Source organism: Oricola sp., assembly GCF_022763245.1.
GTDB lineage: Bacteria > Pseudomonadota > Alphaproteobacteria > Rhizobiales > Rhizobiaceae > Oricola.
Genome location: NZ_JALEGV010000043.1, coordinates 112,588 through 138,812 on the forward strand (window position 1 = coordinate 112,588; position 26,225 = coordinate 138,812).

The 26,225-nt window shown below is 65.6% G+C and carries 30 protein-coding genes; 19 read left to right on the forward strand and 11 right to left on the reverse strand.

Going from position 1 to position 26,225, the window contains the following annotated elements; translation table 11 throughout:
• Positions 1-96: 96 nt before the first annotated feature.
• From MRY80_RS25815 to MRY80_RS25825, 3 genes are read left to right on the forward strand one after another with little or no spacing between them, the layout of a single operon-like run.
• The gene (locus MRY80_RS25815) at positions 97-408 is read left to right on the forward strand and encodes a metalloregulator ArsR/SmtB family transcription factor (protein ID WP_293294549.1); all 312 of its coding nucleotides are present in this window, start codon (positions 97-99) and stop codon (positions 406-408) included.
• Positions 405-752, forward strand: coding sequence for an SRPBCC domain-containing protein (locus MRY80_RS25820; protein WP_293294550.1), 348 nt, complete (start codon positions 405-407; stop codon positions 750-752). Before MRY80_RS25815 ends, MRY80_RS25820 begins: the two co-directional genes overlap by 4 nt.
• 39 nt (positions 753-791) lie before the next feature.
• Entirely contained in the window at positions 792-1,397 is a 606-nt protein-coding gene (locus MRY80_RS25825) for an ATP-dependent Clp protease proteolytic subunit (protein WP_293294551.1), read from the forward strand.
• Between the two features lie 9 nt (positions 1,398-1,406).
• Here the strand turns inward: MRY80_RS25825 and MRY80_RS25830 are convergent, their stop codons facing one another.
• From MRY80_RS25830 to MRY80_RS25855, 6 genes are all read right to left on the reverse strand, one after another.
• Positions 1,407-2,483, reverse strand: a complete 1,077-nt coding sequence (locus MRY80_RS25830) for a nitroreductase family protein (RefSeq protein ID WP_293294552.1) — start codon at positions 2,481-2,483, stop codon at positions 1,407-1,409.
• 104 nt (positions 2,484-2,587) lie between these two features.
• On the reverse strand, positions 2,588-3,961 hold the full coding sequence (locus tag MRY80_RS25835) for a glutamate--cysteine ligase (protein WP_293294553.1): 1,374 nt from the start codon (positions 3,959-3,961) through the stop codon (positions 2,588-2,590).
• A 99-nt stretch (positions 3,962-4,060) separates the two neighbouring features.
• On the reverse strand, positions 4,061-4,438 hold the full coding sequence (locus MRY80_RS25840) for a glyoxalase superfamily protein (RefSeq protein WP_293294554.1): 378 nt from the start codon (positions 4,436-4,438) through the stop codon (positions 4,061-4,063).
• Positions 4,439-4,560: 122 nt separating this feature from the next.
• Positions 4,561-5,190 (reverse strand): LysE family translocator, encoded by a 630-nt coding sequence (locus tag MRY80_RS25845; protein WP_293294555.1) that lies wholly within the window; start codon positions 5,188-5,190, stop codon positions 4,561-4,563.
• Positions 5,191-5,276: 86 nt separating this feature from the next.
• Positions 5,277-6,011 (reverse strand): 16S rRNA (uracil(1498)-N(3))-methyltransferase, encoded by a 735-nt coding sequence (locus MRY80_RS25850; protein WP_293294556.1) that lies wholly within the window; start codon positions 6,009-6,011, stop codon positions 5,277-5,279.
• Between the two features lie 31 nt (positions 6,012-6,042).
• Positions 6,043-6,684: a hypothetical protein gene (locus tag MRY80_RS25855; RefSeq protein ID WP_293294557.1), complete on the reverse strand. Its 642-nt coding sequence runs from the start codon at positions 6,682-6,684 to the stop codon at positions 6,043-6,045.
• A gap of 181 nt (positions 6,685-6,865) precedes the next feature.
• Between MRY80_RS25855 and MRY80_RS25860 the strand changes: the two genes are divergently transcribed.
• Complete coding sequence (locus MRY80_RS25860) at positions 6,866-7,015, forward strand: hypothetical protein (protein ID WP_293294558.1); 150 nt, start codon at positions 6,866-6,868, stop codon at positions 7,013-7,015.
• A gap of 119 nt (positions 7,016-7,134) precedes the next feature.
• Positions 7,135-8,295, forward strand: coding sequence for an alpha-hydroxy acid oxidase (locus MRY80_RS25865; RefSeq protein ID WP_293294559.1), 1,161 nt, complete (start codon positions 7,135-7,137; stop codon positions 8,293-8,295).
• A gap of 19 nt (positions 8,296-8,314) precedes the next feature.
• Here MRY80_RS25865 and MRY80_RS25870 read toward each other — a convergent pair whose 3' ends face one another.
• From MRY80_RS25870 to MRY80_RS25880, 3 genes are all read right to left on the reverse strand, one after another.
• Positions 8,315-8,608, reverse strand: a complete 294-nt coding sequence (locus MRY80_RS25870) for a type II toxin-antitoxin system RelE/ParE family toxin (RefSeq protein WP_293294561.1) — start codon at positions 8,606-8,608, stop codon at positions 8,315-8,317.
• Positions 8,608-8,865: a type II toxin-antitoxin system ParD family antitoxin gene (locus MRY80_RS25875; RefSeq protein ID WP_293294562.1), complete on the reverse strand. Its 258-nt coding sequence runs from the start codon at positions 8,863-8,865 to the stop codon at positions 8,608-8,610. Before MRY80_RS25875 ends, MRY80_RS25870 begins: the two co-directional genes overlap by 1 nt.
• Before the next feature lie 153 nt (positions 8,866-9,018).
• Complete coding sequence (locus MRY80_RS25880) at positions 9,019-9,798, reverse strand: FadR/GntR family transcriptional regulator (protein WP_293294563.1); 780 nt, start codon at positions 9,796-9,798, stop codon at positions 9,019-9,021.
• Positions 9,799-9,930: 132 nt separating this feature from the next.
• On the opposite strand from MRY80_RS25880, the gene MRY80_RS25885 reads away from it, so the two are divergent.
• Positions 9,931-10,296: a hypothetical protein gene (locus MRY80_RS25885; protein ID WP_293294564.1), complete on the forward strand. Its 366-nt coding sequence runs from the start codon at positions 9,931-9,933 to the stop codon at positions 10,294-10,296.
• 106 nt (positions 10,297-10,402) lie between these two features.
• A complete protein-coding gene (locus tag MRY80_RS25890; protein ID WP_293294566.1) occupies positions 10,403-11,734 on the forward strand; it encodes a DUF3422 family protein in 1,332 nt (443 codons plus the stop codon).
• Here MRY80_RS25890 and MRY80_RS25895 read toward each other — a convergent pair.
• The gene (locus tag MRY80_RS25895; protein WP_293294567.1) at positions 11,711-12,700 is read right to left on the reverse strand and encodes a LysR family transcriptional regulator; all 990 of its coding nucleotides are present in this window, start codon (positions 12,698-12,700) and stop codon (positions 11,711-11,713) included. The two genes, MRY80_RS25890 and MRY80_RS25895, sit on opposite strands and share 24 nt — an antisense overlap.
• A gap of 322 nt (positions 12,701-13,022) precedes the next feature.
• Here MRY80_RS25895 and MRY80_RS25900 point away from each other — a divergent pair, with 322 nt between their 5' ends.
• The 7 genes from MRY80_RS25900 to glcF all read left to right on the forward strand — a co-directional run bounded on the left by MRY80_RS25900 (position 13,023) and on the right by glcF (position 20,816).
• Positions 13,023-14,054, forward strand: a complete 1,032-nt coding sequence (locus tag MRY80_RS25900; protein ID WP_293294568.1) for a TRAP transporter substrate-binding protein — start codon at positions 13,023-13,025, stop codon at positions 14,052-14,054.
• Positions 14,055-14,202: 148 nt separating this feature from the next.
• Complete coding sequence (locus tag MRY80_RS25905; RefSeq protein WP_293294569.1) at positions 14,203-14,766, forward strand: TRAP transporter small permease subunit; 564 nt, start codon at positions 14,203-14,205, stop codon at positions 14,764-14,766.
• The gene (locus MRY80_RS25910) at positions 14,766-16,241 is read left to right on the forward strand and encodes a TRAP transporter large permease subunit (protein ID WP_293294571.1); all 1,476 of its coding nucleotides are present in this window, start codon (positions 14,766-14,768) and stop codon (positions 16,239-16,241) included. The genes MRY80_RS25905 and MRY80_RS25910 overlap by 1 nt, the downstream gene beginning before the upstream one ends.
• Positions 16,242-16,370: 129 nt before the next feature.
• The gene (locus MRY80_RS25915; protein WP_293294572.1) at positions 16,371-17,813 is read left to right on the forward strand and encodes an FAD-linked oxidase C-terminal domain-containing protein; all 1,443 of its coding nucleotides are present in this window, start codon (positions 16,371-16,373) and stop codon (positions 17,811-17,813) included.
• An 11-nt stretch (positions 17,814-17,824) separates the two neighbouring features.
• A complete protein-coding gene (gene glcE / locus MRY80_RS25920) occupies positions 17,825-19,042 on the forward strand; it encodes a glycolate oxidase subunit GlcE (RefSeq protein ID WP_293294924.1) in 1,218 nt (405 codons plus the stop codon).
• 21 nt (positions 19,043-19,063) lie between these two features.
• Complete coding sequence (locus MRY80_RS25925; protein WP_293294574.1) at positions 19,064-19,450, forward strand: DUF4870 domain-containing protein; 387 nt, start codon at positions 19,064-19,066, stop codon at positions 19,448-19,450.
• Positions 19,451-19,472: 22 nt separating this feature from the next.
• Positions 19,473-20,816 carry a glycolate oxidase subunit GlcF gene (glcF, locus tag MRY80_RS25930; protein ID WP_293294576.1) on the forward strand — a complete coding sequence of 448 codons (1,344 nt, stop codon included), beginning with the start codon at positions 19,473-19,475 and terminating at the stop codon, positions 20,814-20,816.
• 12 nt (positions 20,817-20,828) lie between these two features.
• On the opposite strand, the gene MRY80_RS25935 is transcribed toward glcF, so the two are convergent.
• Positions 20,829-21,191: a YbaN family protein gene (locus MRY80_RS25935; RefSeq protein WP_293294578.1), complete on the reverse strand. Its 363-nt coding sequence runs from the start codon at positions 21,189-21,191 to the stop codon at positions 20,829-20,831.
• A gap of 135 nt (positions 21,192-21,326) precedes the next feature.
• Between MRY80_RS25935 and MRY80_RS25940 the strand changes: the two genes are divergently transcribed.
• From MRY80_RS25940 to MRY80_RS25960, 5 genes are all read left to right on the forward strand, one after another.
• Entirely contained in the window at positions 21,327-22,310 is a 984-nt protein-coding gene (locus tag MRY80_RS25940; RefSeq protein ID WP_293294580.1) for an aldo/keto reductase, read from the forward strand.
• A gap of 93 nt (positions 22,311-22,403) precedes the next feature.
• Positions 22,404-22,838 (forward strand): universal stress protein, encoded by a 435-nt coding sequence (locus MRY80_RS25945; RefSeq protein ID WP_293294582.1) that lies wholly within the window; start codon positions 22,404-22,406, stop codon positions 22,836-22,838.
• A 673-nt stretch (positions 22,839-23,511) separates the two neighbouring features.
• Positions 23,512-24,897, forward strand: a complete 1,386-nt coding sequence (gene fumC / locus MRY80_RS25950; RefSeq protein ID WP_293294584.1) for a class II fumarate hydratase — start codon at positions 23,512-23,514, stop codon at positions 24,895-24,897.
• 117 nt (positions 24,898-25,014) lie between these two features.
• Positions 25,015-25,419, forward strand: a complete 405-nt coding sequence (locus MRY80_RS25955; protein WP_346433423.1) for a DoxX family protein — start codon at positions 25,015-25,017, stop codon at positions 25,417-25,419.
• 169 nt (positions 25,420-25,588) lie between these two features.
• Positions 25,589-26,101, forward strand: a complete 513-nt coding sequence (locus MRY80_RS25960) for a DUF4405 domain-containing protein (RefSeq protein WP_293294586.1) — start codon at positions 25,589-25,591, stop codon at positions 26,099-26,101.
• Positions 26,102-26,225 lie beyond the last annotated feature (124 nt).

A 26,225-nucleotide genomic window follows, 5' to 3' on the forward strand; every position in this document is an offset into this window, starting at 1 on the left:
TTCAAACCCGGGGATGACTGGAGCGGCAGCACCCGCCTGAACCGGCGCCGCAAATTCCGCTTGCGAATCACATAAGTCAATGCTTATCTGATCGTCATGGAAGACGACATCTTCAAGGCGTTGGCCGATCCGACACGCCGTGCTCTCTTTGCCAAGCTCGCGACCGGCGCGCGCAATGCGACGGCGTTGCGGGAGGGGATGGGGATCAGCCAGCCGGCCGTCTCGCAGCATATCGCCGTGTTGCGCGGTGCCGGGCTGATCCGCGAGGAGCGGGCCGGCCGCTTCGTGAACTACTCGGTCGATCCGCGCGGGATCGAGGCGATCGGCCGCTGGTTTGCCAGATACCGCGCCTTCTGGCCGGACCGCATCGACGATCTGCGCAAGCTCCTGGGAGAAATGGACCAATGACGACCGACGACGCCGGCAAGGACGACGTGCTGCAATTCGAGGCCGATCTGGACGCTCCCCCGGAAAAGGTGTGGCGCGCGGTGACCGTGCCGGAACTGCGCGCGCAATGGCTGCCCGACAGCGCGCTCGCCGACGCCGAACCGGTCAGCGAGACGCCGGGCGTCCGCGTGAGCTACCGCATGCGCGATGACGAGGCGCCGCATCTGGAGAGCCTCGCGACATTCGACCTTTCACCCAATGGCGAGGGCGGGACGCGGCTCGTCATCCGGCACCGCCTGACCGACGCGGGGGCGGCGCGGGTGCCGGCCAACGGCAACGGTACGGTGATGCGGCTGGCCGCCTGAGGCCCGATTTCGAACGACAAGGCAGGAAGGGAGGTCGCCATGCGCGACACAATGCAGCTCGTGCCCGTGGTGGTGGAGCAATCGAGCCGGGGCGAACGCTCCTTCGACATCTATTCGCGCCTGCTGCGCGAGCGCATCATCTTCGTCAACGGCGAGGTCAATGACGCGATGGCCGCCCTGGTCTGCGCGCAACTCCTGTTCCTGGAAGCCGACAATCCGAAGAAGCCGATCCACATGTATGTCAATTCGCCCGGCGGCGTCGTGACCAGCGGCCTTGCCATGTATGACACGATGCAATTCATCCAGGCTCCCGTTCACACGCTGTGCATGGGCACGGCGCGCTCAATGGGGTCGTTCCTGCTGATGGGCGGAGAACCCGGCCACCGCGCGGCACTGCCTAATGCGAGCCTGCATGTGCATCAGCCGCTCGGTGGATTTCAGGGCCAGGCCTCCGACATCCTGATCCATGCCGAAGAGACGCGGCGCACCAAGGACCAGATGATCCGCCTCTACGCGCAGCATTGCGGCCGGACCTACGAGGAGGTCGAAAGGACGCTTGACCGCGACCGGTTCATGACGCCCAAAGAGGCGCGTGAATGGGGGCTGATCGACACGATCGTGACGGCGAGGGACCTCGCGGCCTGACGGCTGGCCTCACACGATAACGTCTTCCACCGGCCGTCTCAGCGACCAGGGCATCGGCGGCGCGTAGCCGAAACGCAGGATCAGGTCGGGCGACACGTCGGCACCGATCCAGCGTTCGAAATCGCCGCGCAGGGCGGGCACTTCCAGCGGCTGGTTGATGAAGGCGTGGCGGATGCCGAGCGCGGTCGCGGCCAGCGCGAAACGCTGGCAGGCGCGTCCGGCCTCCACCCAGTGGGCCTTGTCGCTGGCATCCGAGACGACGATGGCGAGCCCCGCCGACGAGCGGACCTGCTCGGCATATCGGTCGTTCTCGCCCTTGGCCGTGAAGACGAGGTCGAAGACCGTTCGGGCCAGCCAGTCGGGCATGGCCGGGTTGCCCGAACACGGCGAATAGAGGCCGTCGCGGGTTGCGACCGAACGTCGGGCGCTGAAGCGCAGCCATTGCTTCAACTCCGTGCGGAAGGCCGGGTCGCCCACCTGCGCGGTGTTGGCGGCGATCACCATCTCCAGAACCTGCTCGATCTCCTGTCGGTCGGTGACGATGCGGAGGCGCGCGCCGCTCATCCGCGCGGTGGCCTCGATGCGCTTCAGGTCCTCGGTCGGGACGGATCGCCCGTCATAGGTCGAACGGGTGCACTGGCGCGCGATGATCGCGTCGAAGAGCGGGTCGCGCGCGGCACCGTCCGCGCCGAGATCGACAGTTACCCGCTCGTCGTCGGCCGCGTAATCGATCGCGGCCGTCCGGCCGGCGGCCATGGCGGCGAGTGCCAGGTTTTCCGACGCGCAGCCGAGGCTGGCGAAGACATGGTGACTGTTGGCGTCGGCGGCCGGCGTGGCGCGCGTCAGGTCGGGCGCGACGGCAATGCCGGTGCCCTGCTGCGAGAAGAGCCAGGGCTGGGTGTTGTGACTGTTGGCGGCGAGCGTCGCGAAGTGAACGAGGCTGGCGATGTCGGCTTCGGGCGCGCGCGGTGCGCGCAGTTCGCCGGCGAGCGCGTCATGCGAGGGATCGGAGGCGAGCGCATAGGCGCCCGCGCCGACGACGGCCGCCGCGCCCGCTCCGGCGAGGACAGTGCGACGATTGAGCATGGGACCGGCTCCGGATCGGGGAAGACAGCCCATCTGACCCGACGCGCCCGGCGCGCGCGTTGACGCCGGTCAAGAATGCGGTGCGAAACGGGCCGAAGGCCTGCTCAATAGGCGTATTCGAGGAAGACCGGATCGATCGATTGGCCCCACACCGAATTGTATTCGGTGACCATCTGCTCGGCGGCGGTGGTGCCGCGCGCGACGATCTCCTCAAGCGGCGCGAGGAAGTGGGTCTCGTCGAAGCCCTCGGAATTCGGCCTGGCACGCGCCTGAAGCCCGGCCCGGGCGATGCCCAGCACGTCATAGCCGATGTCGCGCACGCTGCGCCCGCGGATGGTCGCCTTCAGGCCTTCCTTCGGCACCGCGTTGCGCGCGGCCAGCACGTCCTCGAAGGTCCAGTCGCGGGTCAGCGCGTCGGCGGCTTCCAGCGCGTCGGCGTCATAGGTGAGGCCCACCCACAGCGCCGGCAGCGCGCAGATGCGCCGCCACGGACCGCCGTCGGCGCCGCGCATCTCCATGAATTTCTTCAGCCGCACTTCCGGGAAGACCGTCGACAGGTGGTTGGTCCAGTCGCCGAGATTGGGCCGCGCGTCCGGGATCTCGCCCTCCAGCGCGCCGTCCATGAACTGGCGGAAGGTCACATGGGTGCAGTCGCGATACTTGCCCTCGCGCAGCACGAAATACATCGGCACGTCGAGCACCCACTGGGTGTAGTCCATAAAGCCGAAATCGTCGGCGAAGACGAAGGGCAGAACGCCGGCGCGGTTGTTGTCGGTGTCGCGCCAGATGTCTGCGCGCCAGGACACGAGGCCGTTCGGCTTGCCGTCAGTGAAGGGCGAATTGGCAAACAGCGCCGTGGCGATCGGCTGCAGGCGGTAGGACACCTGCATCTTCTTGCGCATGTCGGCTTCGGACGAGAAATCGAGATTGACCTGGATGGTCGAGGTCCGATGCATCATGTCCAGGCCTTCGCTGCCGACCTTGGGCATGTAGGCCCGCATGATGTCGTAGCGCGATTTCGGCATGCGCGGCGTTTCGGCGAGCGTCCATTTCGGGCTGGCGCCGAGGCCGAGGAACTTGATGCCGAGCGGATCGGCGATCTGGCGCAGCTGCGCCAGATGGGCGTTGGATTCGCGACAGGTCTGGTGGATCGTTTCCAGCGGCGCGCCCGACAGTTCGAACTGGCCGCCCGGTTCGAGCGAGATCGCCCCCATGCCGGTCGGCTCGTAAAGGCCGATGATGCGGCCCTCGTCCATGATCGGCGACCAGCCGAGCGTCTTCTGCATGCCTTCCAGCAGCGCGCGGATCGAGCGCTCGCCCTCATAGGGCACCGGGCTGTTGTCCTCGACGAAGAAGGGGAATTTCTCGTGCTCGGTGCCTATGCGCCACTGTTCGGGCGGCTTGCAGCCCGTCGCGAGATAGGCCGCGAGCTCCTCTATCGAGGAGATCGGGGTTTCGTCTGTGGTGTCACGCGCCATCGGGCCGCCTCGTCCTTCGATTTCGCGAGGTGTGATGGACGAGGGGAGCTATAAGGGCAAGCGTATTTTTCTGGCCGAACTGTCAATTTTCCTGAACCGTCAAAGCGGCTCTCCCACGTCGATCCTGTTGCCGAACGGATCTTCGAAGACGAAGGCGCGCAGGCCGAACTCCTTGTCGCGGATGCCTTTCAGGATCCGGCAGCCATGGGCGGCGATGCGCGCATGCAGTTCATCGACGCCCTCGACGAGCAGATGCGCGACGTTGAAACTGGCCGGCTTGAACGCCCGTTGCAGTGTCAGATGCAGTTCCGCGGCGTCGCGCTTCACGATCATGAAGCCGACCGGATCGCCGTTCTCGAAGCGGATCTCGAACCCCAGGACGTCGATGTAGAAGTCGCGCGCGACCTGCATGTCGGTGACGGCGAGCGTTGGCGCCATGCGGCCGAAGCGGAGCGGAGAAACGGTGGAATCGGTCATGTCAGTCCCTTTGAACCCGGCGGGCGTCACGGGCGGTGCCGTGTCGCGATGCCTGTTTTCGGAAGGGACGGTGCCCACCACGACATAAGCCCGACAGGCACCGCAAGACAAGTCCGGTCTGCCTAATCCCGCGTGGTCGCCAGCCTTGCGGCGTAACCGGCAAGAAGGCCGCCGCCGAGCCAGCGAACGAGCCGCCGGTGAACCGGGTTCAGGTCAAACGCCTCTCCGGCCCTGCCGACAATCATGACGAAGGCGATATCCACCAGCAGGAAGACGAGGTTCGTCAGGCCTCCGAGGACGAGGATCTGGGCGGCGACGGGGAGCGAAGCGCCCTGCGAGATGAACAGCAACGGAAAGCTCGCGAAGAAATACGATGTCCGCGGATTGAGCAGGACGAGCATGAAGCCGCGCCGGAATGCGCCCTGGCGCGCAGCCGGGGAAGGAGCCTCGCCGCCGGGAACGGTGTCGCCGCCCGCGATGGTCTGATACGCGAACCAGAGAAGCATTGCCGCCGCGATCCATTTCAGCACCGTCAGCAATTCGGGCACGAGCTGGAGCAGGGTCACCAGACCTGCGGATGCGAGAATGATATGCGGCCATGCGCCGGCATGAAGGCCGAGCGCCGCTTTCCAACCGCTCGCGCGGCCGCGTCGAAGCGTTTCGTCGCCAAGCAGAACGAAATTCGGTCCGGGCTCGAGCGCGCACAGAAGCGCCGCACCGAGAAAGATCGCGGATAACATCAACTCCTGCATGCATCACTCCATGTCGCCAGGCAGGATGGGTGACCTCGATTTCGACAGGGTATACGGAGCGGTTGCGCTGTTGAAGGTTTCAGGGGTTACCAGTCGCCCGCCGTCGCCTGGATGACGGCCAGTGCCGCGACGGCCGCCGTGTCGGCGCGCAGGATGCGGGGCCCCAGCGGAATGGCGGTGACGAAGGGCAGGGCGTGAAGCTGGCTCCGTTCGGCATCCGAGAACCCGCCTTCCGGGCCGATGATGACGCCGAGCGTCTTGTCCGTGATCGCCTGCAGCGCGGCGAGCGGATTGTTGGTCCCGGCGTCCTCGTCGGCGAAGATCAGCCGCCTGTCCGGCTCCCAGTCGGCGAGCAGCCGGTCGAATTTCACCGCCTCGCGGCATTCCGGCACGGCCAGGACGCCGCATTGCTCGGCGGCCTCGATCGCGTTGGCCGCCATGCGCTCGACATTCAGCTTGGAGACCTGGGTGTGGTGCGTCATCACCGGCTGCAGGACGCCCGCACCCATTTCTACGGCCTTCTGGACCATGTAGTCGAGCCGGCCGGTCTTCAGCGGCGCGAAGCAATAGACGAGGTCGGGGGCGGCCGGCTGCGGCCGTTCGAGGCTGTCGACCTCCAGCGCGGCCTGTTTCCTGCCCGCCGGACGCAGGCGCGCGCGCCATTCCCCGTCGCGACCGTTGAAGACAAGCAGTTCGGCGCCGTCGCTCAGGCGCAGCACGTTCAGGAGATAGTTGGACTGGGCCTTGTCGAGCGCGATCGTCTCGCGGCCGCGAAGCGGCGCGTCGATGAAGAGGCGTTGCATGCGGTAATTGGCGCGCATGGCCAAGCCATGGCCCGGCGGCCGTCAAAGGTCAATCGCCGGAGGCCGTCGGATGCAACACGGGCCGGTATCCGGCGGCAAGCGCGGCGACCGTCGATGGCGGGGTCAGAAGCCGCAGCCCGGCCGGCGGACTTGTGATCGGGCGGTAGCCTTCGAGCGACCATTCCAGAAGCCGACCGCGGCGGACCAGGAACGCCCGTCCGCCGTTGGCGACCATCGCACCGTCGGGAAGGTCTTTTGGCGCGCAGGGCAGGGGATGCAGGCGCTTGGCTCGCCCGTCGAGCCGCTCGGCATGCAGCACGGCGTCCATGGCGGGTGCCTTGGGTGATTCGCCGCCATTGCCGGCCGTCCATGCCGCGCGGAAGGCGCGCGCATCGGCGCGGCGGCATTCGAAACAGGGACGGTGGCCGGCGGCGAGCGCCGTCGCCTCGTCAAGGAAGAACAGTTCCGTCCAACCCGCGCCGCCGTTTCGGCCGTTGCGGCCCATCACCTCGCGGTGGCGGCCCTTGAACGCGCACACGCAGATGATCCAGGCCTTTGTCGTCCAGCGTTTTCGGGGATGCAGCGTGCGGGTTTGCGGATCGTGCAGGATGCCGCGATTGCCCGTGAACAGGCCCCGGGCGGGATGGGCGACGATCTCGCCGAATGCGGTGATGCGGTTTTGCAACGCCATGGGCCGAACTTCGGGTCGCCTTTATGAAATATTTATGGAACCGGACTAACCCTATGGCATTAGCCCAAGGCAGTCTCTATAGGCACCAACCGTGCCGATGTTGCTGTGTGAGGAATGGCACGCCAATCCCTCGTCAGGCATGCTTCCATGCCGTGGTAAACGGAACGACCAGGAGTTCGTCATGTCCATACGCGCGGCTTTTCTGTCGGCTGCCACGCTTCTCGCCATCTCGTTTTGGGGCCTCGCGGTCTACACGGACGGCGCCATGGCGGGGAAAGTGCCGAGCGACGGCTACGGCGTTTCGGCGAGCGACTTCGCCTCGTTCCGCTAAGCCCCCTTTATCATTGCAGATTCATGACTGTCGGGCGCTTCACGCGCCCGCTGCCGTCTTTTCCTCGGCTCGACGAACGGCTATGACCGTCTGACGAAGCGGGCAGAAGAGAGCAGGCGATGAATCTCGACAAGGTCACCGACATTTACGATCTGCAGCGGATCGCGCGCCGGCGCGTGCCGCGCATGTTCTACGATTATTGCGATTCGGGCGCATGGACCGAATCGACCTATCGCGACAACACCGACGCCTTCGAGCGAATCAAGCTGCGCCAGCGCGTCGCCCGCAAGATCGACAATCGTTCGGTCGCCACCACCATGATCGGCCACGACATCTCCATGCCGGTGGCGCTTTCACCGGTCGGCATGACCGGCATGCAGCACCCCGACGGCGAGATCCACGCCGCCCGTGCCGCCGAGAAGTTCGGCGTGCCCTTCACGCTGTCGACCATGAGCATCTGCTCCATGGAGGAGGTCGCCAAGGCGACGACCAAGCCCTTCTGGTTCCAGCTCTACGTCATGCGCGACCGCGGCTTCGCCGCCGACCTCATCGCCCGCGCCAAGGCCGCCGGCTGCTCGGCGCTCGTGCTGACGCTCGACCTGCAGATCCTCGCCCAGCGCCACAAGGACGTGAAGAACGGCCTGTCCGCCCCGCCCAAGCCGACCTTCGCCAACATCGTCAACCTCGCCACCAAACCCGCCTGGTGCCTCGGCATGGCGGGCACCAAGAACCGCTCCTTCGGCAACATCGTCGGCCACGTGAAGGGCGTGGAAGACATGACCTCGTTGTCGGACTGGACCAACAGCCAGTTCGATCCGACGCTCGACTGGGAATCGGTCGAGTGGATCAAGGAGCGCTGGGACGGCAAGCTGATCCTCAAGGGCGTCAACGACGTCGAGGACGCGAAGATCGCAGCCAGGACCGGCGCCGACGCGATCATCGTCTCCAACCATGGCGGCCGCCAGCTCGACGGCGCGGCCGCGACCATCGACATGCTGCCGCCGATCGTCGATGCGGTTGGCGACCAGATCGAGCTCCATCTCGATTCCGGCATCCGGTCCGGCCAGGACATCTTCAAGGCTATCGCGCTCGGCGCGAAATCGACCTTCGTCGGCCGCGCCTTCATCTACGGTCTCGGCGCAGCCGGCGAGGCGGGCGTCACCAAGGCGCTGGAATTGCTGCACAAGGAACTGGACCTGACGATGGCGCTCTCCGGCGAAACCGACATCCGCAATGTCGGCCATCATAACCTGCTGGAACCGCCGGTTTCGAAGGGGTGAGGCGGGGCTGAAGGGGCGCCTACCCTTCGCCCATGATTGCCGCGATGTCGCGCGCGCCGTGGAGGACGCGCTCGATGCGGATCGGGCCGTCTTCGAGTCGGTAGAAAATCAGGTAAGCACGAAAGCGGATTGCGCGAAGCCCCGGCGCGATGTCGGACCTTTCGACGCCGAGTTCCGGGAAGTCGACAAGTTTGGCACAGCGGGCTTCGAGTTCATCGACAAACCGAATCGCCGCAGCAGGATTGTCGGCGTGGATGTAGTCCCCGATCACGATCAGGTCGTGGCGCGCGGCGGGGGAATAGCCCAGCCGCATCAGGTGCGGTCGTTGCCGCCGAATCGGGCGCGCAACTCCGCAAAGACCTTTTCTGCTGGAATGCTGGGGCCGCTGTCGCTACCTTCACGGATCGCCTCCCGCAGTGCTTCGATCCGTGCCTTGCGTTGTTCTTCGCGTTCTTCGAGAAGCCTCAAGGCGTCGCGCACGACCTCGCTCGCACTGGCGTAGCGGCCGCTGCTGATCATCTCGCGCACCAGCGATTCATAGTGCTGGCCGATGTGATAGCTGGACGGCATGGCGATCTCCTTCAATTATCCAATCTTATCCGCTTCTGATAAGCCGGACAAGAAAAGTGATGATGCTGAGACACGACTCTGAACTGAACAGGGTATCGAACCCGAGAGTCGTGTGCGTGTGGACACCCACCCGCAGTCAGCGCAGCCCGCGGATCACACCTCTTCCAGCCTTTGCGCGCGGCGCAGGCGTGACATGGCTTGCCAGGATTTGAGCCGCTCGGCGTCGCGGCTGTATCGCTCCACGAATTCCATATGGGCTTCCGCCGCCCGTTTCGCGCCGGCAGGGTCGCCGGCCATGATCGCGTCGTAGATGGCGCGGTGCTGGTTCAGAAGCGCTTCGCGCGCGCCGGGCAGGCCGTAGACCAGCGCGCGGCTGAAGAACACGCCGTTCTGCAGCAGCCGATAGCAGGAGCGCAGCGCGTGCAGGAGCAGGATGTTGTGGGCGGCCTCGCAGACGGCGTTGTGGAACTCGATGTCGATCTCCGTCTCGGCCTTCACGCTTTCCTCACCATGCGCGGCCTTCATGCGCGTCATGATGTCGGTCAGAAGCGCCTTGTCGTCGTCGGTCGCGCGCTCGGCGGCGTAGGCGGCGGCGATGCCTTCGACGTCGCGGCGATATTCCAGATAGTCGCGCGTCGCCTTGGGATGCTTGGCGATCAGCTCCAGCATGATCGGCGAGAACACGTCGCCGATGACGTCGGCGACGAAGGTGCCGCCGCCATGGCGGGTGACGACGAGGCCGCGGCTTTCCAGATCCTTGATCGCTTCGCGCAGCACCGGCCGCGACACGTCGAACTGGCGCGCCAGTTCGCGTTCGCCGGGGAGCTTGTCGCCGACGCGCAGAACGCCCTCAAGTACCAGCGTCTCGATCTGCGCGCACACCTCGTCGGCCGTGCGCACGTGATCGATCGGCGAAAAGAACTCCTCCGGCATTCTGCACTCCCTGTTTGCGACGAAAGTATCGGTCCGGACAGGGATTGGTCAATTTTATTGTCCATTGTCTGACGCGAATTGGATGGCGTGGCCGGAAAGCCTGTTCCGGCGCCACACGACGGGAGACGGATGGTGGATTTCAGAAGCCGGGTAGCGCTCTGGATGGAGCCCGCATGGGCGCGGCGTGCCCGCGAGGCGTTTGCCGCGTCACCGATCGACGGTTGGGTCGCGATCGACGCGCGCGCGGCGGCGGTCTTTTCCGCAGCGCTGGCCGAGCAATTGCCGCCCGGCCACCATATTGCTGGTACGCGCTGGCGGGCGGTCGGCCGTGTCGGCGGCCAGGACGACGTCCTGTTTGCCGCGCACGACGGCCGCTTCGCCGCCGTTCACCTGACCTGGCAGAAGGAGACTGATCCGCGCTGGCCGCGCGCCGGGCTCTTCGCCTCGCTCGACGCGGCGCGCGACGCGATCGCATGGCGCGACGAGGTTGACGACTGAGGCGATCGAACGAGCAAGTGGCTGAACGGCCTGCGGCAATCCCCGCAGTGGCTTTGCGGCAACGCGAGGGTATAGTCCGGCCAGACCCTCCGCCGAACGATTGACGATGAACGACGCAACCACCCCTTCAGACCCGAAACCCGCCAGCACGCCAGACAGCGTCGAACGGCGCGGCGCTTTCGGCTTTCCATTGCATGCCAACCGGGCGACCGCTCTGGGCGAGATCCATTCCCGTCCGGCGCCGTCGGTGTCCGCGCCGCGCGCGCTCATCAAGCTGTGCTTCATGACCGAGGGCGGATCGACCGTCGATCACGCGGTGCTCAGCGAATTGTCGCGCCGGCACGGTTCGGCCCCGCCGGAGAAACAGGCCCGCCACCACACCATCGTGACCGGCAAGGGCACGCTGCAGTGGGAGCGCCACACGGAGGCCTCGACCTATCTGTGGCAGGGGCCGCTGCCGGCGGAGTTCGGCGCGCCGCTGCTTGGCCATCCCTTCGGCGAGGAGTTTCCGGCTCCCGGCACGCTGATCGCCGGCGTGCGGATGGAAATCCGCGAGCACACGCCGGCTGCGATGGAACTGATCGCCCATTTCGACCCGGCAACCCTGTGCTGTTCGTCGGTGGAAGGGGGGCTTGCGACCATCGTCACCGACTTCCGTCAAGACGCGTCCGGCCTGACGCAGATCCTGGTGCTCGACAAGGGCATGTCGCCACAGCGCACCGGCGCGCTGGCCCAGCGCCTGTTCGACATCGAGATTTATCGCACGCTCGCCATGCTTGGTCTGCCGCTCGCGCAGCGCCTGTCGCCGCGCATGCGCAAGGCCGAGGACCAACTCGCCGCGCTGACCAACCGGATGCGGTCCGCCGACGCCGACATGGCGGAATCGCTGCTCGACGAGATCACGGCGCTGGCCGCCGATCTGGAGGCCGACGCCGCCTCGAGCCTCTATCGTTTCGGCGCGAGCCGGGCCTATGACGAGATCGTGCATGACCGGCTCGACGCGCTGGGCGAGGAACTGGTCACCGGTTACGAGACCTGGCGGGGCTTCCTCGTGCGCCGCACTGCGCCGGCCATGCGAACCTGTCGTTCCGTCGAGGATCGCCTGGCCAACCTGTCGCGCAAGCTCGCCCGCGCGGCGACGCTGTTGCGCACCAAGGTCGACGTCGCGGTGGAAAAGCAGAACCGCGACCTGCTGCATTCCATGAACACCCGCGCCAAGCTGCAATTGCGGCTGCAGCAGACGGTCGAGGGCCTCTCGGTCGCCGCTGTTTCCTATTACGTGGTGGGGCTGATCGCCTATGTGGTGAAGGGATTGGAGCCGAAGCGCTTCGGCATTCCCGACACCGCGGTCACGGCTGTCGCCGTGCCCTTCGTTGTGCTTGCGATCTGGGCTGTGGTGCGCCGTATTCGCCGGTCACACAGCGACGGCGCACACTGAGCCTGTCAGCGGGCGGCTGCCACCGCGGCGGGGGGCGTCCTCGTTCTCGATGCCGGCCTCGCCCGCCAGCCCGGCTTCCCAGTAGGGCACGCCGGCGTAGAGATCGGCCAGGTAGTCGATGAACAGCCGCACCTTGACCGGCAGGAACTGGCGCGAGGGATAGATCGCGTGGACGGCGATGCTGCGCGATCCCTCGTGGTCGGGAAGCACCTGGACGAGCCTGCCTTCGGCGAGTTCCGGCCCGACGTCCCATGTGGAGCGGAGGCCGATGCCGATGCCGGCGAGCACCGCCTCGCGCACCACTTCCGACGAATTCGTGGTCAGGCCGCCATTCGGCCGGAAGGCGACGAGGCCCTGCGGGCCTTCCAGGCGCCAGGCCTCGCCGGCCAGATGCGTCAGGCAGTTGTGCCGCTCGAGGTCGTGCAGGTCGCGCGGCGCGCCGTGTCGTTCGATGTAATGCGGCGATGCACACAGGATGCGGCGCACCGGCGCGATCTTGCGGGCGACCAGGCTGGAGTCCGCCAGTTCCGCGATGCGGATCGCGACGTCATAGCCTTCGCCGACGATGTCGACGAATTCGTCGGACAGGACCAGGTTGATCGAAAGGTCGGCATTGGCCTCCATGAACGCGCCGAGATGCGGCGCGATATGCATGCGGGCAAACGATGTGGGCGCGGCGATCTTCAGCGTGCCGCGCGCGGTCGCCGACCGGCGGGCGACGAAAGCCTCCGCCTCCTCGATGCCGGCGAGGATCGCCACGACCCGCTCATAATAGCCCTGACCGGCCTCCGTCAGCGCGATCTGCCGCGTCGTGCGCTGCAGAAGCCGGGACCCCAGACGGTCCTCGAGGCGGCGTAGCCGCTTGGAGACAACGGCCGGCGACAGGCCGAGCTCGCGCCCTGCCGCTGACATGGAACCGGCCGAAACCACGCGGGAGAAAATTTCGAGATCGCCAAAATTGCTCATTCTTTTTCTTCTTCTTCTTGAATGTTCTTCTTCTTCTTTTTCGAACGCTTGCGATCGCAGTGACCTAGCGTCACTTTAACCGGTAAACCCATCCGGGCGCAAATGGGAAGCTATTTTTTCCCGTTTGTCGAAAACTCCTACGAGATAGCGCCTGACTGGATCAGTCCCAACTGGAAAATCGTCTTCCGGCGATCGCGCTGCGTCCGGCCATGCGCCGGACTGCAACTTTCGGATGATGTGAAGTCTTGTTGCTTTATCGCCCGTATTCATTAGCCTGTCTTCCGTTGAGGAGTATGCGGAACTTACCCAAGGGAGGAAATCTATGCTGAAGAAACTGCTTCTTGCAGGCGCCGCCTGCATGTTGACGGCCGGTCTTGCCGTCGCCGAACCCGTGCGTCTGAAGATGGCTTCGACATATCCGTCGAGCCTGACCCAGCTCGGCACGCTCGGCAAGCTTCTCGAGACGAACATCACCGAAGCGTCTGGAGGAGACGTGCAGGTGAAGTTCTTCGAGCCGGGCGCCCTGGTGCCGGCCCTCGAGGTCTTCGACGCCGTCAAGAACGGCTCGGTGGACGCGGCATGGTCGACGCCGGGCTACTGGCAGGGCAAGGAGCCCGCGCTGGCGCTGTTTGCGGCCGTGCCCTTCGGTCCGTCGGCGGGCGAGTTCCTCGCATGGCTGCTCTATGGCGGCGGCGAGGACCAGGTGCAGGAGATCTATGCCAAGCACAACATCCATTCGATCATCTGCGCCGTCATCGCACCGGAAGCCTCCGGCTGGTTCCGCGAGGAGATCACGTCGCTCGACCAGCTCAAGGGCAAGAAGATGCGCTTCTTCGGGCTCGGCGCGAAGGTCATGCAGAAGATCGGCGTGGACACCCAGCTTCTGGCCGGCGCCGACATCTACCCGGCGCTGGAACGCGGCACGATCGACGCGACCGAGTTCTCCATGCCGGCGATCGATCTCAATCTCGGCTTCTACCAGGTCGCCAAGCATTACTACTTCCCCGGCTGGCACCAGCAATCGACGATGTTCGAGTTGATGATCAACAAGGACAAGTGGGACGCGATGAGCGACGCGCAGCAGAGCCTCGTGACCATGGCTTGCCGCGCCAACATCGCGCTCGGTCTGGCCGAGGGTGAGGCGATCCAGGGCAAGGCGCTAGCCGAGCTGCAGGAGAACGGCGTCCAGATCCACCGCTGGCCGCAGGAGATTCTGGATCAGCTCGAATCCACCTGGAACGAGGTCGCAGCCGAGCAGGCCGCAGCCGACGCCTCGTTCAAGGCCTCTTGGGATTCGCTCCAGGAATTCCGCAAGGAATACAAGGTCTGGGCCGATCTCGGCTACCTTAAGTAAGCCCCTTTCATCAAACGCGGGGTCCGGCGCATGAGCGCCGGGCCCCGGCTTGTCGGCTGCCCGTTCCTGCGTAACGGGCAAGCGTCTTCGCGATCGGGGAGGACCGGGGCAGAAGCCCGGCGGGTCGCGGACGGGGAGGAGAACATCCATGCAATCTTTGCTCGGCGTCAGCGCGGCCATCGACAAGCTGCTCGCCTTTTTCGGCCGGCTTGGCGCCTGGGCCGGTTTCGTCCTGATCATCGCCGTCTGCGTCGATGTCGCGACGCGCTATTTCGGCGTGCCCAAGCCCTTCGGCTGGAACTCCACCCAGCTTCAGGAATCGGAATACTGGCTGCACACCTTCCTGTTCACGCTGATGATCGGCTACGCCTACAAGCGGCAGGCCCATGTGCGCATCGACCTTTTGCGCGACAGCTTCCCCATCAAGGTGAAATATCTCGTCGAGATGGTCGGTATCGCGCTGTTCCTGTTCACCTACGCCCTGCTGGGCGCCTGGTATTGCTACAAATACGCGCTGTCCTCCTTCCTCGAGCACGAGATGTCGAAATCGACGATCGGGCTGTCGCATATCTGGATCGTCAAATCGGCGCTCGTCGCCATGTTCGTGCTGATGGGCTTTGCGGCCGTCTCCCAATTCATCAAGGCGCTGGCCGGTTTCAGGGGCGTCCTGCCCGATGACATGGTCGCCGAGACGCTGGGGAGCGAACAATAATGGAGTGGCTCGGTCCCTATCTGCCGGCGCTGATGTTCGCGTCGCTGGCAATACTTCTGTTTTCGGGGTTCCCGGTCGCCTTCGTCCTCGGTGGCATCGGCCTCGGTTTCGGCTTCATCGCCTATATGGTCGATCCCTGGCTGTTCGACCTCGCCCAGTTCGGGGCGCTGCCGTCGCGCATTTTCGGCGCGATCGCGGAGAACCTGATCCTCACCGCGATTCCGATGTTCATCTTCATGGGCACGATGCTGGAGAAGTCCGGCGTCGCGCGTGATCTGCTGAACTGCCTGCAGGTGCTGCTGCGCCGCGTGCCGGGCGGGCTGGCGCTCGCCGTGACACTGATGGGCACGATCCTCGCCGCGACGACGGGCATCATTGGTGCGTCGGTTGTGATGATGAGCCTGCTGGCGCTGCCGGTGATGATCCAGCGCGGCTATGCGCAGACGCTTTCGACCGGCACGATCGCCGCCTCCGGCACGCTGGGCATTCTGATTCCGCCGTCGATCATGCTGGTGATCATGGCGGACCTCCTGTCGCGGTCGGTCGGCAATCTCTTTGTCGCCGCCGTCATTCCGGGCTTCATGCTGTCGGCCATGTATGTGGTCTACATCATCGTCATCACGATCCTGCGGCCGCATCTCGCGCCCAAGCTGCCGCCCGAACTGGGGCCGCAAACGGCCGGCGCCTACGGGCTCATGCTGGCGCGGTCCTTCCTGCCGCCGGTCTTCCTGATCGTCTGCGTGCTCGGCTCGATCCTCGGCGGGCTGGCGACACCCACCGAAGCGGCCGGCGTCGGCGCGGCGGGCGCCGTCCTGCTCGCCTTCATCAACCTGGTGCTGCTGCCGACCCTCAAGGTCCCCGAATTCCATTTCGAGGGTGAGGCGAAGGCAGATTTCGGCGATCACGCCACCGGCAGGGGCATCGGCGCCGATCTCGCCCATTTCTGGGACGTGTTGAAAGACGTCATCATCCGCACCGGCCTGACCAACGCGATGCTGTTCGGCATCTTCGTCGGCGCAACGCTCTTTTCCTACATGTTCCGGGCGCTGGGCGGCGAGGCGCAGGTCGACAATTTCATCGAGCATCTGGGTTTCGGCCCTTGGGGCCTGCTCCTGATGATCATGGCGATCGTCTTCGTGCTCGGCTTCTTCCTCGACTGGATCGAGATCACGCTGATCGTGTTGCCGGTCTTCGCGCCGGTGATCGCCGGGCTCGATTTCGGCGACCACGTGATGCGCAACGAGGTGACCTACTGGTTTGCGATCCTTCTCGCGGTGAACCTGCAGACGTCGTTCCTGACGCCGCCTTTCGGCTTCGCGCTGTTCTACATGAAGGCGGTGGCGCCACCCGAGATCAAGATCCAGCAGATCTATCTCGGCATCATCCCCTTCGTGCTGATCCAGCTTGCCGCGCTCGGCTTGGTCATCGCCTTCCCGGACATCGCCCTGTGGCTCCCGCGGGTGTTGCTCGACTGACGGGGCATTTTCGCCGTCCGGGCAAAACGCCTTGTCCGGACGGTTGCTCGCCTTTTGATTGCAACGGCTGGTCTGAACTGGTAAGATTTCTTTACCAGTCGTTCCGGCTGGGTGTCAGGGAGGGCCTGCATGACCGCTATTCGCTTTTTGGAGCCGCGCGCCGAGCTGCTCGCCAGGCGTGATGCGATCCGCGCGGGCCTCGCCGACCTCGTCGCGGCCGATTGCTTGGTGACCGATGAGCGTGAACTCGTTCCCTTCGAGACCGACGCCTTCACCGCTTATCGCCGCGTGCCCCTGGCGGTGGTCCTGCCGCAAACGACCGAACAGGTCGCGGCCGTCATGAAATACTGTTCCGACAACGGCGTTCCGATAGTACCGCGCGGGGCAGGCACGTCGCTCGCTGGAGGCGCGATCCCGCAGGAGGATGCCGTGGTGATCGGCGTCTCCAAGATGGCGCATATCCTGGAGGTCGATTACGAGAACCGGACCGCCCGGGTCCAGGCCGGCGTCACCAATCTGCGCATTTCCGACGAGGTCTCAGCCGACGGCTTCTTCTATGCGCCCGACCCGTCCTCGCAGCTCGCCTGCACGATCGGCGGCAATATCGGCATGAATTCCGGCGGCGCCCATTGCCTGAAATACGGAGTGACCACCAACAATCTGCTCGGCGTCACCATGGTGCTGCATGACGGCACGGTGATCGAGCTCGGCGGCAAGGCGCTGGACGCCGAAGGCTACGATCTCCTCGGCCTCGTCTGTGGCTCGGAAGGCCAGCTCGGCATCGTCACCGAGGCCACCGTGCGGCTGATCGCCAAGCCGGAGGGCGCGCGTCCGGTGCTGTTCGGCTTCGATTCCTCCGAAGTCGCAGGCGCCTGCGTCGCCGACATCATCGGCGCGGGCATCATCCCCGTCGCCATCGAATTCATGGACAAGCCGGCCATCGACATCTGCGAGGCCTTCGCCCAGGCCGGCTATCCGATGGATGTCGCCGCGCTGCTGATCGTCGAGGTGGAAGGCTCCGACGACGAGATGGACGCGATGCTCGCCAAGATCATCGAGATCGCGCGGCGCCACAACGTCAAGCGCGTCAAGGAAAGCCAGTCGGCTCTCGAGGCGGCGACGATCTGGAAGGGACGCAAATCCGCCTTCGGCGCCACCGGCCGCGTCGCCGACTACATCTGCATGGACGGCACGGTGCCGCTCGGTCAGCTCTCTCACGTGCTGCGCGAGACGTCCGTCATCGTCGAGAAATATGGCCTCAGGGTCGCCAATGTGTTCCACGCCGGCGACGGCAACATGCATCCGCTGATCCTCTACAACGTCAACGATCCGGTCGAGGCGGAGAAGGCGGAAGCCGCGGGCATGGAGATCCTGAAACTCTGCGTCGATGCCGGCGGTTGCCTGACCGGTGAGCACGGCGTCGGCATCGAGAAGCGCGACCTGATGCTGCACCAGTTCACCGAGACCGATCTGAACCAGCAGATGCGCGTGCGCGCCGCCTTCGACCCGGGGTGGCTGCTCAACCCGTCCAAGGTCTTCCCGCTCGACCTCGAAATGCGCAAGGCGGGGTGATCATGACGACCATGGAAACGATCATGCCCGCCTCGGAGGACGAGGCGGCCGACATCATCCGCGACGCGGCATCGGCCGGCACGACGCTGGAGATCGCCGGTGGCGGCACGAAGCGGGGGATCGGTCAGCCCTTAGCGGCCGACCGCGTCCTCTCGACGGCCGCGCTTTCCGGCATCACGGAATACAATCCGGGCGAGCTGGTGCTGACGGCCAGGGCTGGGACGCCGGTCGCCGACATCGCCGCCGCGCTCGACGAGAACAACCAGATGCTGGCCTTCGAGCCGGGCGACTGGCGCGGCCTCTTTGGCGCCAATGGCGTGCCCACCATCGGCGCCATCGCCGCCGCCAACATCGCCGGCCCACGCCGCATCACTGTCGGCGCCGCGCGCGACGCGCTGATCGGCGCGCGCTTCGTCAACGGGGCGGGCGAGGTGATCCGGAATGGCGGCAAGGTGATGAAAAACGTCACCGGCCTCGACCTCGTCAAGCTCATGGCCGGGAGCTGGGGCACGCTCGGATTGCTGACCGAAGTCTCGTTCAAGCTGCTGCCGCGGCCGCAGACCGAGACGACGCTCGTCCTGCGCGGACTGTCCGACGGCGAGGGCGCAAATCTGATGGCCGCCGCGCTTGGCACGAGCGCGGAGGTGTCCGGCGCGGCGCATCTGCCGGAGGGCGTGGCCGCACGGACCGGGCTCGACGGAGGCGCGGCGACGCTTCTGCGGCTGGAGGGATTTGCCGAATCCGTCGACGCTCGGTTGCAGCGCCTGCGTGACACGCTCACCGGCGCCCCGGACATGGAGACGCTCGATGTGTCCGCCTCGCGTGACCTGTGGTCCGGCCTGCGCGACGTCGCTCCCTTCGCCGGGGGCACGCGACCGCTCTGGAAGATCTCGGTCGCGCCGATGGCGGGCCATGACGTCGCGGCGCTGATCCTGCGCGAGACCGCCGGAGAGGCCTTCTACGACTGGCAGGGCGGCCTCGTCTGGCTGCAGCTCGATGACGAAACCGATGCGGCGGCCGAGGCGGTGCGCGCGGCGGTGGCGAAATGCGGCGGCGGTCACGCGACGCTGATCCGGGCCGGCGACGAAATCCGCCGCTCGGTTCCGGTGTTCCAGCCGCAGGCGCCGGCCGTGGCGGCCCTGGCGGAGCGCGTTCGCGCGTCGCTTGACCCCAGGGGAGTTTTCAATCCGGGACGGATGGTGTGGAATGACGGGCGCAAGGCCGCCTGACCCATCCAACGGAGAACCCCCATGACCGATCCCCAGAACACGGCTCCTTCACCCGCTCCGCGTGAGACCGACAAATGGCTTGAAGCGGGCCCGCAAAATGCGCTCGCGATCTACATCCTCTATCTCGTCGGCTTCGTTGTCGGCATCACCGCCATCGTCGGCATCGTGATGGCCTACATCAACCGCGGCAAGGCCGGCGGCTTCGTCGAATCCCACTACACTTGGCAGATCCGGACCTTCTGGATCGGCCTGCTCTACTCCTTCATTTCAGCGCTGCTGTTCATCGTCGGGATCGGTTTCCTGCTGATGCTGGCCGTCGGCGTCTGGGTCATCGTGCGCGTCGTCAAGGGCATGATGGCGCTCAACAAGAACGAACCGATCTCCGATCCGGCCACCTGGTGGATCTGACGGTTCAGAAAAGCGAGTTGCCGTGCAGACCAATTTCACCACCGAGCAGTTGCGCGATCCCGGCGTCGCGGCGGCGGAGAAGATTCTGCGCACCTGCGTGCATTGCGGTTTCTGCACGGCGACCTGCCCGACCTATGTGACGCTCGGCAACGAGCTCGACAGTCCGCGCGGGCGCATCTACCTGATCAAGGACATGCTGGAAAACGACCGGCCCGCCGACAAGCAGGTCGTGACCCATATCGACAGGTGCCTGTCCTGCCTCGCCTGCATGACGACCTGCCCGTCGGGCGTGCACTACATGCATCTGGTCGATCACGCCCGCGCCCATATCGAAAAAACCTACCGCCGGCCGCTCTTCGACCGGATCACCCGCAACGTGCTGGCGCTGGTGTTGCCCTATCCGGGCCGGTTCCGCGCCTCGCTCGCCGCCGCCCGGCTCGGCCGGCCCTTCGCCGGCCTTCTGAAGGCGATCCCGCCGCTGAAACCCTTCGGCGCGATGCTCGACCTCGCGCCGAAGGCGGTCGAAAAGCCGTCGCCCTTCGCCATGCCGGGCAGCCATGCGCCCGCCACGGAGAAACGCGGCCGCGTGGCCATCCTCACCGGCTGCGCCCAGCCGGTGCTGAAGCCCGGCATCAACGAGGCGACGATCCGCCTCCTGACCCGGCTCGGCGTCGAGGTCGTCGTTCCCCAGGGCGAGGGCTGCTGCGGCGCGCTGGTCCATCACATGGGCCGCGAGGAAAAGGCGCTCGACGACGCGCGCCGCAATGTCGACGCCTGGACGCGCGAAATCGACAACGGCGGATTGGACGCCATCATCGTCACCGCTTCTGGCTGCGGCACCACCATCAAGGACTATGGCTGGATGCTGCGCGAAGACCTCGCATATGCCGACAAGGCGGCGCGGGTGTCGCAGCTCGCCAAGGACGTGACGGAGTATCTCGCCTCCATCGAGCGGCCCGAACCGGCGCTCAAGCCGAACCTGACGGTCGCCTACCACTCCGCCTGCTCGATGCAGCACGGCCAGAAGATCACGACCGCGCCGAAAACGCTGCTGAAAGCAGCCGGGTTCAGCGTGAAGGATCCGGCCGAGGGGCATCTGTGCTGCGGGTCGGCGGGCACCTACAACATCATGCAGCCGGAGATCTCGGCGCAGCTGAAGGCGCGCAAGGTGCGCAACATCGAGGCGACGAAGCCGGACATCGTCGCCACGGGCAATATCGGCTGCATCACCCAGATCGCCACCGGCACGGACATCCCGATCCTGCACACGGTCGAACTCCTCGACTGGGCCTATGGAGGCCCGAAGCCCACAGGGGTGCCTGAGCCGCGGCCCTCGCGCCTTGACGCGCTGTTGGCGGTCGAGTAATCGTCGGCGAAATCACCGACCCGACGGTTCAGGCCGGGTGAGCACGAAGAGCGCGGCGACCGACAACACGACGATCTGGACCGACAAGACGGTCGCGTTCGCCCCGATCGCCCAGGTGACGGCCGGTGTTGCGGCCATCGTCGTCACGGCGACGGCCTTGGAGCGGCGCCCGATCGCACCTTCCATCCGCCAATCGACGATCAGCGGGCCGAAACGCGGGTGATTGAGCAGCCACGCCTCCAGCCGGGGCGAACTGCGGGCAAAGGCGAAGGCGGCAAGCAGCAGGAAGGGCGTCGTCGGCACGAGCGGCAGCACGACGCCGGCGACAGCCGCGCCGACGGCGAGAAGACCCAGAATCATCCAGACGAGTTTCATCGCATCTTATCCGTTCACCTCTTACATAGGATCGCCCGGGCGCGATTGCATCGTCGGGCCGCCGGGGTCTCGTCATGACCGGCTCCATCGGCTAGACCACGCCTGTCATCGATTTGGAATTCTGGAGAGGCAGTCATGCAACAACGAAAACTCGGCACGGACGGACCCTCGGTCGGCGCCATCGGGCTCGGCTGCATGAGCTTCGCCGGCGCCTACGGCAAGATCGAGGAGGCCGAGGCCCACAAGACGCTGGCCGCCGCGCTGGATCTCGGCGTCACCCATCTGGACACGGCGCTGATCTATGGCGGCGGCGTCTCGGAAAGCTATATCGGTTCCTTCATCAAGGACCATCCGAACCGTTTCACCATTGCCACCAAGGGCGGGATCATCACCAAGCCGGTGCGTCGTCACGACAACACCGAAGCGAGCCTGCGCGAACAGCTCGAAGGCTCGTTGAAGCGGCTCGGCGTCGAACATGTCGACCTCTACTACATTCACCGCCGTCAGCCTGAGATCCCGATCGAGGACGTGATGGCCACGATGGTGAAGTTCAAGGAAGAGGGAAAGATCGGCGGTATCGGCCTTTCGGAGATCGCGCCCTACACGTTGCGCCGCGCGGTTGCCGTGCATCCCGTCATGGCCGTGCAGAACGAATACTCTTTGTGGACGCGGCTGCCGGAACTGGGTCTCTTGCAGGCCTGCGCCGAGTTGGGCACCACTTTCGTTTCCTTTTCCTCGGTCGGCCGCGGCATCTTCGCCGACACGATGCCGGTCATCGACGAACTCTCGCAAGGCGATTTCCGGCGCTCCAATCCGCGCTTCCAGGAACCGAACTACTCCGCCAACAAGGCGATCGTCGCCAAGTTCAACGCCTACGCCAGGAGCCAGGGCATGTCCCCGGCGACGATGGCCAATGCCTGGGTGTTGCAGAAGGGCGACCACGTCATCGCCATTCCGGGGACGCGCTCGCCCGAGCATCTGGCGGAGAACGCCGCTGCCGCCGACACGGTCTTGAGCCAGGAGCAACTCGCCGAGATCGACCTCCTGCTGCCGGTCGGCTTCGCCTATGGCGACCGCTATTCCGACGAACAGTCGGTCGGTCCGGAGCGCTACTGCTGACGGTTTCCGGCTTGTCCGGCCGTATGATTGACATCAATGTGACGGTTCGCGCGCCGTGCGAAGGTGTGCGGCCAGATAGAACGGGAGAACAGCATGTTTGAGAAGATTGTCGTGGCCACCGACGGGTCCGACCACGCGCGCGAGGCCATCAAGGTCGCCTGCGACCTCGCCAAGAAATACGGTTCCAAGCTGCATATCGTTCACACCCCGCAGGCGGTGGGCGACACGCTGATCGTCGGATACACGGCCGTTCCGGTGCCGCCGACGAAGGAAGAGATCGAAAAGGAAGGCCGCGAAGTCATCGGCGCCGCCGAGGCCGAGGTGCGCGAATGGGGCGTGTCCGATTTCACCAGCGTGCTGGTGTCGGGCGACCCGGCCCACGCCATCGTCGAGGAAGCAAAGAGCCACAAGGCCGACCTGATCGTCATGGGCCGCCGCGGGCTTGGCTCACTGACCGGTCTCTTGGTCGGCTCGACGACGACCAAGGTGTCCCAGCTCGCCCCCTGCGCGGTGCTCACCGTCAAGTAAGCCCCGTTCGCGCGGACGACGAGCCTGGCGGGGCAAGCCCAGCCAGGCCATCGCGCCCGAATGCGGCCCGTCTTTCGGGCCGCCCGGGCCTGCGTCCTCAGACACAGGACGAGGCGGATCGCCTCATCGCAGGAGCCGCCGCAGGCGGGCGACGAATCCGGTGCCTGCGTGCGCTGCTCGGTCGCGCGTTGCTTCGCGAAAACGCCGCCCAGGCGGCTCTGATGACGGCATGCGCATGCCGAGCCCGAGCATGAGGGCGCGATATCTGTCGTGGTCGTGGAGCGGCGTGTCCGCGCGCATGAACGTGTCGCGGCATAGAGGCCGCCCGGTGTTCCGGTTTTGCATGGTGGAATTCCTTCAGGGACGAAAAGAGCGTTCCCGGCGGAAGTCGAAGCGATGCTTGTGATTGTGTCTGAAAACTAAGCGTCGAGCCGCGTCCGCCGTTATGCCGTCAGGCATGGGGCGAGGGAAATGCGATAGCTTTTTATCATCTCGTCCTCGGGCGGTTCGCGTTGCAGATGGCTCGCCTTTACGTCCGGGCCGTCCGCTTGGCCAGTCCGTTTTCGCCGATCGGTTGAATGCCGGGCCGACTGTAGCGCATCGGTAACAGGTGCCGCTTGGGCATGTTGGCAGCCGCTGGGTCACGCCCCATATCGGGGCAAAGGAGACGACCATGAGCGAAGCGATGCGAACAGAGACCGACACGATGGGCGAGGTCACAGTGCCGGCGGAGCGCTATTGGGGTGCGCAGACCGGGCGCTCGCTGATCAATTTTCCGATCGGCACCGAGACGATGCCGGTTCCGCTCATGCATGCGCTGGGCATCGTCAAGAAGGCGGCCGCGCTCGCCAATCGCGATCTCGGCACACTGGACGCGCGGCGCGCCGACGCCATTGCCGAAGCCGCAACCGAGGTGATCGAGGGCCGTCTGGACGATAATTTCCCGCTGTCGGTCTGGCAGACCGGATCCGGCACCCAGTCCAACATGAACGCCAACGAGGTGATCGCCAACCGCGCCATCGAACTGCTCGGCGGCGTCATTGGATCGAAGGATCCCGTCCACCCGAACGATCACGTGAACCGCGGCCAGTCCTCCAACGACACGTTCCCGACCGCCATGCATGTCGCCGTCGCAGTCGAGACGGCCGGGCGATTGGTCCCCGCGCTCAGACACATGATCGAGGCGACGGCGGCGAAGGAGCGCGACTTCGCCGACATCGTGAAGATCGGCCGCACCCACACCCAGGATGCCACGCCGCTGACGCTCGGCCAGGAATTCTCCGGCTACCGCGCCGCACTCGAACTCGCGCTGGCGCGCATCGAGGCCGCGCTTGGCGACGTCCTCGCGCTCGCGCAGGGCGGCACCGCGGTAGGCACCGGCCTCAATGCGCCGGAGGGCTTCGCCGAAGCCTTCGCCGCGAATGTCGCGGGCATCACGGGCCTGCCCTTCCGCACGGCGGGCAACAAGTTCGAGGCGTTGGCGAGCCACGGCGCGCTGGCGGCGTTTCACGGCACTTTGGCGGCGCTCGCCGGCGACCTGTTCAAGATCGCCAATGACATCCGCTTTCTGGGATCAGGCCCGCGCTCGGGCCTTGGCGAACTCATCCTGCCGGAAAACGAGCCTGGTTCTTCCATCATGCCGGGCAAGGTGAACCCGACCCAGGCCGAGGCGCTGACCATGGTCGCCGCCCGCGTCATGGGCAACCAGACGACGGTCAATGTCGCTGCTTCGCAGGGGCATTTCGAACTCAACGTCTTCAAGCCCGTCATCGCCGACGCGGTGCTGCAGTCCGTGCGGCTTCTCTCCGATTCGATGATGTCGTTCACCGATCGTTGCCTCGCGGGCATCGAGGCCGATCGAGCTCGCATCGCCGATCTCGTCAGCCGGTCGCTGATGCTGGTCACGGCGCTCGCCCCGGATATCGGCTACGACAACGCCGCCGCCATCGCCAAGGCCGCCCACAAGAATGGCACCACGCTGCGCGAGGAGGCGATCGCCAGCGGTCATGTCACGGAAGCGGAGTTCGACCGCATCGTGCGGCCCGAGAAAATGGTTTGATGAACGTGCTACGACAAGTCGTTTCATATTGATGAACGAATTGTCGCCGCTTCCCCGGATTGTTGCGCCGCAGCAGACGCTTATGTTGCGCGGCATACAACAACCGAGGAACAGTCAATGTCCAACTCCATCATCCTTCTCGCCGCCCGCGTGCTGCTGGCCTACATCTTCATCGTTTCCGGCTGGGGCAAGTTCTTCGCCATCGAAGGCACCGCCGGCTACATTTCGTCGGTCGGCCTTCCGGCGGCGACGCTGCTCGCCTGGGGCGCGGCGATCTTCGAACTGGTAGCCGGCCTTGCCATCCTGGTCGGCTTCCGCACCCGCGAATCGGCCTGGGCGCTTGCCGCTTTCACCGTGTTCGCCGGTTTCATGTTCCACTATCAGCCGGCCGACCAGATGCAGATGATCATGTTCATGAAGAACATCGCCATCGCCGGCGGCTTCCTGGCGCTCGCCGTCACCGGCGCGGGTTCGCTCTCCGTCGACGAGCGGATCGGCACGGCGAAGCCTGCTCTGGCCTGATCGGCCAATCCATTCGATGTTCAGCGCGGGGCCTCGGTCCCGCGCTTTTCTTTTTGCCATTCCGCAGCGGAATGGCAGGCATGCGGTCAGCGCAGCCTTACGGATTTGTAACGGGACTTGGCGCGGCGGCGTGACTAGCGTTCGGCTGTTTCCTCTGGAGAAAAGCCCGATGCCCACCCTACTTTCACGCTACGCGACACCGCTGACGACAGGCCTCTTCATCGTCTCGCTCGTTTCCGGCGTGGCGCTGTTCTTCCATCTCGGCTCGGCCACCTTCCATTCGATGCATGAATGGCTGTCGATGGTGCTGATCGCGCCCTTCGTGCTGCATCTGTGGAAGAACTGGCGCGCCTTTTCCAACTATTTCAAGCGTCCGGCCATGGCCGTCGCACTGGCTGTGTCGCTGGTCGGCGCGGTGGCCTTCGCCTATCCGGCACTGACCGCGGATCCGGCTGCCGGCCGGGGCGGACGGCCCGAATTCGCCGTGTTGCGCGCCATGCAAGAGGCACCGATCGCGGCGGTCGCCCCGGTCTTCGGCCAGGACGGCGAGGGCCTGGCGGAACGGCTGCGCGCACAGGGCTTTGCGGTGGCGTCGACGGATGAGACGGTCAGCACGATCGCGGCGGCGTCCGGCAAGTCCGCCACCGAGATCCTCGCCGCACTGCCCGCGCAAGCCAATTGAAGGCCGGCTGATCCGATTGGACCAGCATGACGTAGAAAGATCACAGCCGGTCGGTCACCCCTCTCGATCGTCCGGATGGATCGGGCGGAATATCCCCCCTCTTTTCGCCGATCAGGCCGCGCCG

Coding starts and splice junctions, on each gene's coding strand:
- MRY80_RS25815 (WP_293294549.1), top strand. CDS start 97: ATGGAAGACGACATCTTCAAGGCGTTGGCCGATCCGACACGCCGTGCT.
- MRY80_RS25820 (WP_293294550.1), top strand. CDS start 405: ATGACGACCGACGACGCCGGCAAGGACGACGTGCTGCAATTCGAGGCC.
- MRY80_RS25825 (WP_293294551.1), top strand. CDS start 792: ATGCGCGACACAATGCAGCTCGTGCCCGTGGTGGTGGAGCAATCGAGC.
- MRY80_RS25830 (WP_293294552.1), bottom strand. CDS start 2,483: ATGCTCAATCGTCGCACTGTCCTCGCCGGAGCGGGCGCGGCGGCCGTC.
- MRY80_RS25835 (WP_293294553.1), bottom strand. CDS start 3,961: ATGGCGCGTGACACCACAGACGAAACCCCGATCTCCTCGATAGAGGAG.
- MRY80_RS25840 (WP_293294554.1), bottom strand. CDS start 4,438: ATGACCGATTCCACCGTTTCTCCGCTCCGCTTCGGCCGCATGGCGCCA.
- MRY80_RS25845 (WP_293294555.1), bottom strand. CDS start 5,190: ATGCAGGAGTTGATGTTATCCGCGATCTTTCTCGGTGCGGCGCTTCTG.
- MRY80_RS25850 (WP_293294556.1), bottom strand. CDS start 6,011: ATGCGCGCCAATTACCGCATGCAACGCCTCTTCATCGACGCGCCGCTT.
- MRY80_RS25855 (WP_293294557.1), bottom strand. CDS start 6,684: ATGGCGTTGCAAAACCGCATCACCGCATTCGGCGAGATCGTCGCCCAT.
- MRY80_RS25860 (WP_293294558.1), top strand. CDS start 6,866: ATGTCCATACGCGCGGCTTTTCTGTCGGCTGCCACGCTTCTCGCCATC.
- MRY80_RS25865 (WP_293294559.1), top strand. CDS start 7,135: ATGAATCTCGACAAGGTCACCGACATTTACGATCTGCAGCGGATCGCG.
- MRY80_RS25870 (WP_293294561.1), bottom strand. CDS start 8,608: ATGCGGCTGGGCTATTCCCCCGCCGCGCGCCACGACCTGATCGTGATC.
- MRY80_RS25875 (WP_293294562.1), bottom strand. CDS start 8,865: ATGCCGTCCAGCTATCACATCGGCCAGCACTATGAATCGCTGGTGCGC.
- MRY80_RS25880 (WP_293294563.1), bottom strand. CDS start 9,798: ATGCCGGAGGAGTTCTTTTCGCCGATCGATCACGTGCGCACGGCCGAC.
- MRY80_RS25890 (WP_293294566.1), top strand. CDS start 10,403: ATGAACGACGCAACCACCCCTTCAGACCCGAAACCCGCCAGCACGCCA.
- MRY80_RS25895 (WP_293294567.1), bottom strand. CDS start 12,700: ATGAGCAATTTTGGCGATCTCGAAATTTTCTCCCGCGTGGTTTCGGCC.
- MRY80_RS25900 (WP_293294568.1), top strand. CDS start 13,023: ATGCTGAAGAAACTGCTTCTTGCAGGCGCCGCCTGCATGTTGACGGCC.
- MRY80_RS25905 (WP_293294569.1), top strand. CDS start 14,203: ATGCAATCTTTGCTCGGCGTCAGCGCGGCCATCGACAAGCTGCTCGCC.
- MRY80_RS25910 (WP_293294571.1), top strand. CDS start 14,766: ATGGAGTGGCTCGGTCCCTATCTGCCGGCGCTGATGTTCGCGTCGCTG.
- MRY80_RS25915 (WP_293294572.1), top strand. CDS start 16,371: ATGACCGCTATTCGCTTTTTGGAGCCGCGCGCCGAGCTGCTCGCCAGG.
- glcE (WP_293294924.1), top strand. CDS start 17,825: ATGGAAACGATCATGCCCGCCTCGGAGGACGAGGCGGCCGACATCATC.
- MRY80_RS25925 (WP_293294574.1), top strand. CDS start 19,064: ATGACCGATCCCCAGAACACGGCTCCTTCACCCGCTCCGCGTGAGACC.
- MRY80_RS25935 (WP_293294578.1), bottom strand. CDS start 21,191: ATGAAACTCGTCTGGATGATTCTGGGTCTTCTCGCCGTCGGCGCGGCT.
- MRY80_RS25940 (WP_293294580.1), top strand. CDS start 21,327: ATGCAACAACGAAAACTCGGCACGGACGGACCCTCGGTCGGCGCCATC.
- MRY80_RS25945 (WP_293294582.1), top strand. CDS start 22,404: ATGTTTGAGAAGATTGTCGTGGCCACCGACGGGTCCGACCACGCGCGC.
- fumC (WP_293294584.1), top strand. CDS start 23,512: ATGAGCGAAGCGATGCGAACAGAGACCGACACGATGGGCGAGGTCACA.
- MRY80_RS25955 (WP_346433423.1), top strand. CDS start 25,015: ATGTCCAACTCCATCATCCTTCTCGCCGCCCGCGTGCTGCTGGCCTAC.
- MRY80_RS25960 (WP_293294586.1), top strand. CDS start 25,589: ATGCCCACCCTACTTTCACGCTACGCGACACCGCTGACGACAGGCCTC.